Origin of the sequence: Pseudomonas sp. K5002 (genome assembly GCF_013386655.1) — a bacterium.
In the GTDB taxonomy this organism is placed as follows: domain Bacteria; phylum Pseudomonadota; class Gammaproteobacteria; order Pseudomonadales; family Pseudomonadaceae; genus Aquipseudomonas.
On sequence record NZ_JACARK010000486.1, the window covers coordinates 1 to 5,961 of the forward strand.

At 61.5% G+C, this 5,961-nt stretch carries 8 protein-coding genes and 1 pseudogene; 6 read left to right on the forward strand and 3 right to left on the reverse strand.

Translation table 11 applies throughout. From position 1 onward, the window contains the following. A partial coding sequence (locus HX846_RS21275) for a LysR substrate-binding domain-containing protein (RefSeq protein ID WP_256739849.1) occupies positions 1-480 on the forward strand: 480 nt, incomplete at its 5' end. Here the strand turns inward: HX846_RS21275 and HX846_RS21280 are convergent. After that, the gene (locus HX846_RS21280) at positions 481-885 is read right to left on the reverse strand and encodes a helix-turn-helix domain-containing protein (RefSeq protein ID WP_003207365.1); all 405 of its coding nucleotides are present in this window, start codon (positions 883-885) and stop codon (positions 481-483) included. A gap of 90 nt (positions 886-975) precedes the next feature. Between HX846_RS21280 and HX846_RS21285 the strand changes: the two genes are divergently transcribed. Continuing rightward, entirely contained in the window at positions 976-1,905 is a 930-nt protein-coding gene (locus HX846_RS21285; protein ID WP_003207363.1) for an aromatic alcohol reductase, read from the forward strand. Here the strand turns inward: HX846_RS21285 and HX846_RS21290 are convergent. Both HX846_RS21290 and HX846_RS21295 read right to left on the reverse strand, forming a co-directional pair. Beyond that, positions 1,880-2,434, reverse strand: coding sequence for a putative natural product biosynthesis protein (locus HX846_RS21290; RefSeq protein WP_177122353.1), 555 nt, complete (start codon positions 2,432-2,434; stop codon positions 1,880-1,882). The two genes, HX846_RS21285 and HX846_RS21290, sit on opposite strands and share 26 nt — an antisense overlap. A gap of 62 nt (positions 2,435-2,496) precedes the next feature. Continuing rightward, on the reverse strand, positions 2,497-2,880 hold the full coding sequence (locus HX846_RS21295; RefSeq protein WP_003207359.1) for a DUF2946 domain-containing protein: 384 nt from the start codon (positions 2,878-2,880) through the stop codon (positions 2,497-2,499). A gap of 265 nt (positions 2,881-3,145) precedes the next feature. On the opposite strand from HX846_RS21295, the gene HX846_RS21300 reads away from it, so the two are divergent. The 4 genes and pseudogenes from HX846_RS21300 to HX846_RS39665 all read left to right on the forward strand — a co-directional run. Then, positions 3,146-3,751 (forward strand): SCO family protein, encoded by a 606-nt coding sequence (locus tag HX846_RS21300; protein ID WP_003207358.1) that lies wholly within the window; start codon positions 3,146-3,148, stop codon positions 3,749-3,751. Then, the gene (locus HX846_RS21305; protein ID WP_003207356.1) at positions 3,751-4,227 is read left to right on the forward strand and encodes a copper chaperone PCu(A)C; all 477 of its coding nucleotides are present in this window, start codon (positions 3,751-3,753) and stop codon (positions 4,225-4,227) included. Before HX846_RS21300 ends, HX846_RS21305 begins: the two co-directional genes overlap by 1 nt. Before the next feature lie 297 nt (positions 4,228-4,524). Continuing rightward, on the forward strand, positions 4,525-5,772 hold the full coding sequence (locus HX846_RS21310) for an OprD family porin (protein WP_008435327.1): 1,248 nt from the start codon (positions 4,525-4,527) through the stop codon (positions 5,770-5,772). 20 nt (positions 5,773-5,792) lie between these two features. Further along, positions 5,793-5,961 (forward strand): annotated as a pseudogene (locus HX846_RS39665) (argininosuccinate lyase); the annotation flags it as partial.

A 5,961-nucleotide genomic window follows, 5' to 3' on the forward strand; every position in this document is an offset into this window, starting at 1 on the left:
CGCCTCACATCGCGCCTGATCGGCGGCTACCGGATGCTGCTGGTAGCATCACCGGCTTACCTCGCCGAGCGCGGCACGCCGCAACGGCCGGAAGACCTGGCTCAGCATGCATGCATCAAGTTCCGCTACCCCAACACCGGCAAAATGCAGCGCTGGCCCCTGCGCCAGGACGGGGTGGAAGCTGATTTCCCACTGCCCGCCGCGATGGTATGCAACAACCTGGAAGCGCGCATCTGCTTTGCCGTGCAAGGTATCGGCATCGCCTACCTGGCGGATTTCGCCATTCGTGAATGGCTCGACAGCGGACAATTGGTGCCGGTGCTGGAGGCGTGTTCGGAAGCAGAGAACTTCCGGATCATGTGGCCTTCGGGCCGCCATCCAACGCCCAAGCTGCGGGTGTTTATCGACTACCTGCATGCGCACCTGTTTCCCGAGGATGGGCCTGCGAGCAAACGTGCAGACTGCCGGCCCACGTCTTGATCACAGCGCCTGATCAGCGTCGAACTGCTCCCGGGATCGCCTGAATCCGTCGGCATTTTCCACCACCCACGTCCACAACGGAATCATGTGCACCAGCAGCTGTTTGCCCAACTCCGATAGCTGGTATTCGACCTTGGGCGGCACCTCCTGGAAGTCATGGCGCAGCACCAGGCCATCGCGCTCCAGCTGGCGCAAGGTCCGCGTGAGCATGCGCTGGGTGACGCCCTCCATGCGTCGGCCGATCTCGGCGTGGCGCAGCCGGCCGTTCACGCCCAACAGGTGCACGATGCCCAACGACCAGCGGTTTCCCGCATGGGTCAGCACCTGCCGTTTGAGCCCGTCTTCATCGGCGCTAAGGGCTTCACAGGCGGCTTGTGAGCGCCTGATGATCTCGTCGTTATCCACCTTCTACTCCCGGTATCACTGGTGTGCCTTCTTATGCGCGGTCGGCAATTCTGCAAGCATGGCATGACTTTCACCTGAACCGAGACCCCTATGACTGCTTCGATCCTTGTACTGGGCGCCGGCGAACTGGGCCTGGCGGTACTGCGCCAACTGTCCCGCCTGGCTGCACCGCAAAATGTGTCTGTGACGGTGTTGCTGCGCCCCGCCACACTGAACTCCCCCGATCCGGCCAAACAGCAGGAAATCATCGAACTGCGCGCCTTGGGCATTGAGCTGCTGGCGGGTGACCTGGCCAATGGCTCCGAGGCCGAGCTGGCAACGGTGTTCGCCGACTATCACACCGTGATCAGTTGCATCGGCTTTGCCGCAGGCCCCGCCACTCAGCGCAAGCTGACCCGCGCGGTCATCGCAGGCGGCGTGAAACGTTATGTACCGTGGCAGTTCGGTGTGGACTACGACGTGATCGGCCGCGGTTCGGCCCAGGACCTCTGGGATGAACAGCTTGACGTGCGCGACTTGCTGCGCTCCCAGCAAGGCACGCAATGGGTGATTGTCTCCACCGGGATGTTCACCAGCTTCCTGTTTGAACCGTCCTTCGGCGTCGTCGACCTGGCGCAGAATACCGTGCATGCATTGGGAGATTGGGACACCGCTGTCACCGTCACCACGCCTGAGGACATCGGCCTGCTGACGGCACGCATCCTGTTCAGCACGCCGCCGATCACCAATCAGGTGGTGTACACCGCCGGAGACACCCTGACCTACGGCGAGCTGGCCGATACCGTGGATGCGCAACTGGGGCTCACCCTCAAACGCGAACGCTGGTCGGTGCGCTACCTGGAAGCGGAACTGGCCGCTGCACCCGAGGACAACCTGATGAAATACCGGGTGGCCTTCGCCCAAGGCAACGGCGTGGCCTGGGACCCTGCCATTACCTTCAATGGGCAACAACAGATCGCCGTGACCAGCGTTGCCCAATGGATTGAGCAGAACCTCAAGGCACCGGCAACCACCCGCTGAACTGCCCCTGGCTGTCCAACGTGCACCAGGCGAAATCCCAGGGCAGCGGCGGCAGCCTTTGCAGCGCCACGCCACTGCCCGGCTTCCAGTCCACCACCTGAAGCGGCGCGCCTTGCCAGGCCACAACCACGCCCCGGGCCTGGCTGGTGTCATCGCTGACCCAACGGGCTGCCGCCGCCGTCATGAACGCTTCGATGGGTTCTTCATCGATCTGCGTGCGATACACCGAACCGAGCAGCCAACGGCACACGTTTACATGGTAGGTCCAGTCCAGGGAGGGACGGTTGCGGTAAGCCCAGGTCATGAAGCTGCGAAACAGGTTTAAGCCCTCCGGCGGGTCGAGCTTGAGCAAACCGGGGCAGATGTCGAACAAGGTGTGCCAGTACGGCAGTAACCGTGCATCCAGGTGGACGAAACAGCGGGCATTACTCGGGTATTCGACAGACGGTAGCAACACGTCGCCGCGGGACGGACGGCGCGACGCCTTGCTGACCAGACGGGCAGCGCCGGAAGGCAGGATAGAGCTCATGGAACGCACTCACACTCGTGACGATAGAACGCCTCCTGGTATCAGGAAGCCCGGGGCACACGTCAGAATGCAGGGGAAGCGCGAGGGTTGGCCGAGGGCCAGGAATACCGTGGAGGGGCCTTGTTGCGCCGCTCATGGGCCGGGCGCGGCTTTTGCCCCAGGCCCAACAGCCAGGCCAGGCAAAACAGGAAGACAATGCCCAGGGTCACGGCGGAGCACACCGGGCAGGCGAAGAAGTTCGACCAGCTGCTGGCCGTCGGATTGCCCAGGCCGGCATCCGAGGCCGGCGCCTTGGTGCCCAGGCTTGAACAGAATTGCCCACCCAGGCCATTGAGCTCAAGCCCCATCATCTGCCCATGGCCCAAACCGCAGACGAACACATTGAACAGGACGCAAAAATACAGGGTCCAGGCAATGAGTGAACGGTCCGGGCGGGAGAGTTTCATGGCGGCGACTTTACCATTCCCCCTGTAGGAGCTGTCGAGCTTTAGCGAGGCTGCGATGCAGGCGCCACGGTCTTGCAGGAATACCGAGCCGATCCCTTCGCAGCCTCGCTCAAGCTCGACAGCTCCCACATTTGGTCTTGCCCGGCAGGGCCTGTGACAGAACGTCGCAGATTACGCCCAGAGGCCCGGGTTGTTAGAATGCCACGCTCTCCTCGCCTGATTTAACGCTTCGTGGTACCCAGGCGCTTCACAGGATGCACAGTTGATGAGTACGTTATTCACCCGCCGCAAAGTCCTCTCCGGCATGGGATTGCTGGGCCTGGGCCTGCTGGCCGGCTGTGACAACAGCCCGAAACTGAACTTCAAGTACGGCAAGGATCTGAGCGACAAGATCATGGGCCGTACCTTCAAGCTCAAGAACACCGACGGCGAGACCGTCACCTTGAGCTCTTTCCGTGGCTTGATGCCGGTGGTGTTCTTCGGCTTCACCCAGTGCCCGGCCGTGTGCCCGACCACCCTGGCGCGCATGGCCCAGGCGAAAAAACTGATGGGCCGCGACGGCAAGATCATGCAGGTGGTGTTTATCACCCTGGATCCGGAACGCGACACGCCCAAGATACTGGACGCCTACGTCAAGGCCTTCGACCCCAGCTTCCAGGCGCTGTACGGCACCCCGGAAGAAATCGCCGTGGCCGCCAAGGAATTCGGGATCTTTTATGAAAAGATCCCCGCCGGCGACAGCTACACCCTCTCCCACACCGCCACCAGCTTTGTGTTCGACACCCGGGGCACCCTGCGCCTGGGCTTGTCTGCCTCGCTTAACGCCAAAGAGTGCGCAGAAGACCTGCTCACCGTCATGGAGGTCTGCTAATGACTGCCGTTCAACACCTCAAGCGCTTCGCCCTCGGTCTCTCCCTGCTGGGCCTCGCCGCCCACGCCAGTGCACAGGCAGTGGTCACCGACGCCTGGGTACGCGCCTCGGTACCGGGCCAGCCGTCCAGCGGCGCGTTCATGACCGTTACCGCCGACAGCGACAGCAAACTGCTCAGCGTGGCGTCGCCGGTCGCCAAGACCGTGCAGATCCATGAGATGACCATGAAGGACGACGTGATGCGCATGGGCCCGGTGGACTCGGTGCCATTGCCCGCCGGCAAGGCCGTCAAGCTCGACCCGGATGGCTATCACGTGATGCTGATCGACCTCACCGCCCAGATCAAGGAAGGCGACCAGGTGCCGCTGACCGTCACCGTGGAAAATGCCAAGGGTGAAAAGCAGTCGATCGAAGTGAAGGCCCAAGCCCGTGCGTTGAATGCGACGGAAACCATGGATCACAGCAAGATGCACTAAAGCGCAGATCAAAATGTTGGGGCTTGTGTGGGAGCGGGCTTGCTCGCGAATGCGGTGTGACAGTCACCGGATGTATTGACTGATCCACCGCTTTCGCGAGCAAGCCCGCTCCCACATTGGCCCTTCAGTGTCTGAAAAATCGGGCATCCGCTTCATACTTTTTTCGTCTCGCATCAACACTTTCTATATATTTTCAATCTGCAATACAACTCGTTAGCCTGCGCAAGCCGGACGCGTCTCCCTGTCGCCGTCCGGCCAGATAATTCTAAAAATAAGCAGCAGACAACGGGAATAACAATGAACAAATCCCCCATTACCCTGGGCTTGACTTCGGCCACCCTCGGTTTGACCCTCGCCTTCCCAACCTTTGCCGAAGCTGACTTTTTCAAAGACAGCAAGGCCGACCTCGAATTTCGCAACTTCTACTTCAACAGCGATTACCGCCAGCCCAACGCGAGCCAGTCCAAGCGCGATGAGTGGGCCCAAGGGCTGATCCTCAATTACCAGTCGGGTTACACCGAAGGCCTGGTGGGCTTTGGCCTCGATGCCATCGGCCTGCAGGGTTTGAAACTGGACTCAAGCCCCGACCGCCAAAACACCGGCCTGCTCCCCGTGGGCGAGGATGGCGCACCGGACAGCTACAGTCGAATGGGCGCCACCGCCAAGGCGCGGATCTCCAAAAGCGTGCTCAAATTCGGCACGCTGATCCCCAAGCTGCCGACCGTACTGCCCAACGATGGCCGGCTGCTGCCCCAGACCTTTCGCGGCACTCAATTGACCAGCCAGGACATCGCCGGCCTGACCTTCGATGCCGGGCGCCTGACCAGCAACACCCTGCGTAACGACAGCGGCCATGCAGACATCGAAGTCGACGGCAAAGGCATCAAGGGCGCCGTGCCCAGCGATAAATTCGACTTCGCCAGTGCCAGCTACAGCTGGACCAAAACCCTGGTCACCGGCTACCACTACGCCAACCTCGAGAACAACTACAAGCAACACATCTTCAACCTGGTCCATACCCTGCCACTGGGTGACGCGCAGTCGTTCAAGACCGACCTGCGTTACGCCGACTCCAGCAAGGAAGGCAACAGCAACATCGACAACCAGGCCTTCGGTGCCAAGTTCACCTACAGCCTCCACGGCCACTCGTTCGGCGCCGCCTACCAGCGCATGAAAGGCACCACCGGCTTCCCCCACCTGGACGGTACCGACTCCTACCTCGTCAACTACGTGATGATCTCGCCGGACTTCGCCAACCCCGAGGAAAAGTCCTGGCAGGCCCGCTACGACTATGACTTCGCCGCCCTCGGCATCCCCGGCCTGACCTTCATGACCCGCTACCTCAAGGGTGACAACTTCGTGCGTACCCGAACCCTGGAAGGCACCGAGTGGGAGCGCAACACCGATATCGGCTACGTGTTCCAGAGCGGTGCCCTGAAGAACCTTGAAGTGAAATGGCGCAATGGCACGTATCGCAGCAATGGTAGCGGCAGCGATATCGACCAGAACCGCTTTATCGTCAGCTACACCCTGCCCTTGCTGTGATTTTTCCCGGAGCGTTGCACATGAATAGCAGAAAAAGCCTGATCCACCTGGCCGTCGCCTTTGCCCTGTTCAGCAGTTACGGCGCCTACGCCGCCGACACCGGCGCGTTGCCCTGCAAAACCACCGAAGAGTGCGCCGCCCAGGCGGCCAAAGTCGGCGCCACGCCGGGCTCCTCGCAAAGCGCCCACA

Coding starts and splice junctions, on each gene's coding strand:
- HX846_RS21285 (WP_003207363.1), top strand. CDS start 976: ATGACTGCTTCGATCCTTGTACTGGGCGCCGGCGAACTGGGCCTGGCG.
- HX846_RS21295 (WP_003207359.1), bottom strand. CDS start 2,880: ATGAAACTCTCCCGCCCGGACCGTTCACTCATTGCCTGGACCCTGTAT.
- HX846_RS21290 (WP_177122353.1), bottom strand. CDS start 2,434: ATGAGCTCTATCCTGCCTTCCGGCGCTGCCCGTCTGGTCAGCAAGGCG.
- HX846_RS21310 (WP_008435327.1), top strand. CDS start 4,525: ATGAACAAATCCCCCATTACCCTGGGCTTGACTTCGGCCACCCTCGGT.
- HX846_RS21300 (WP_003207358.1), top strand. CDS start 3,146: ATGAGTACGTTATTCACCCGCCGCAAAGTCCTCTCCGGCATGGGATTG.
- HX846_RS21305 (WP_003207356.1), top strand. CDS start 3,751: ATGACTGCCGTTCAACACCTCAAGCGCTTCGCCCTCGGTCTCTCCCTG.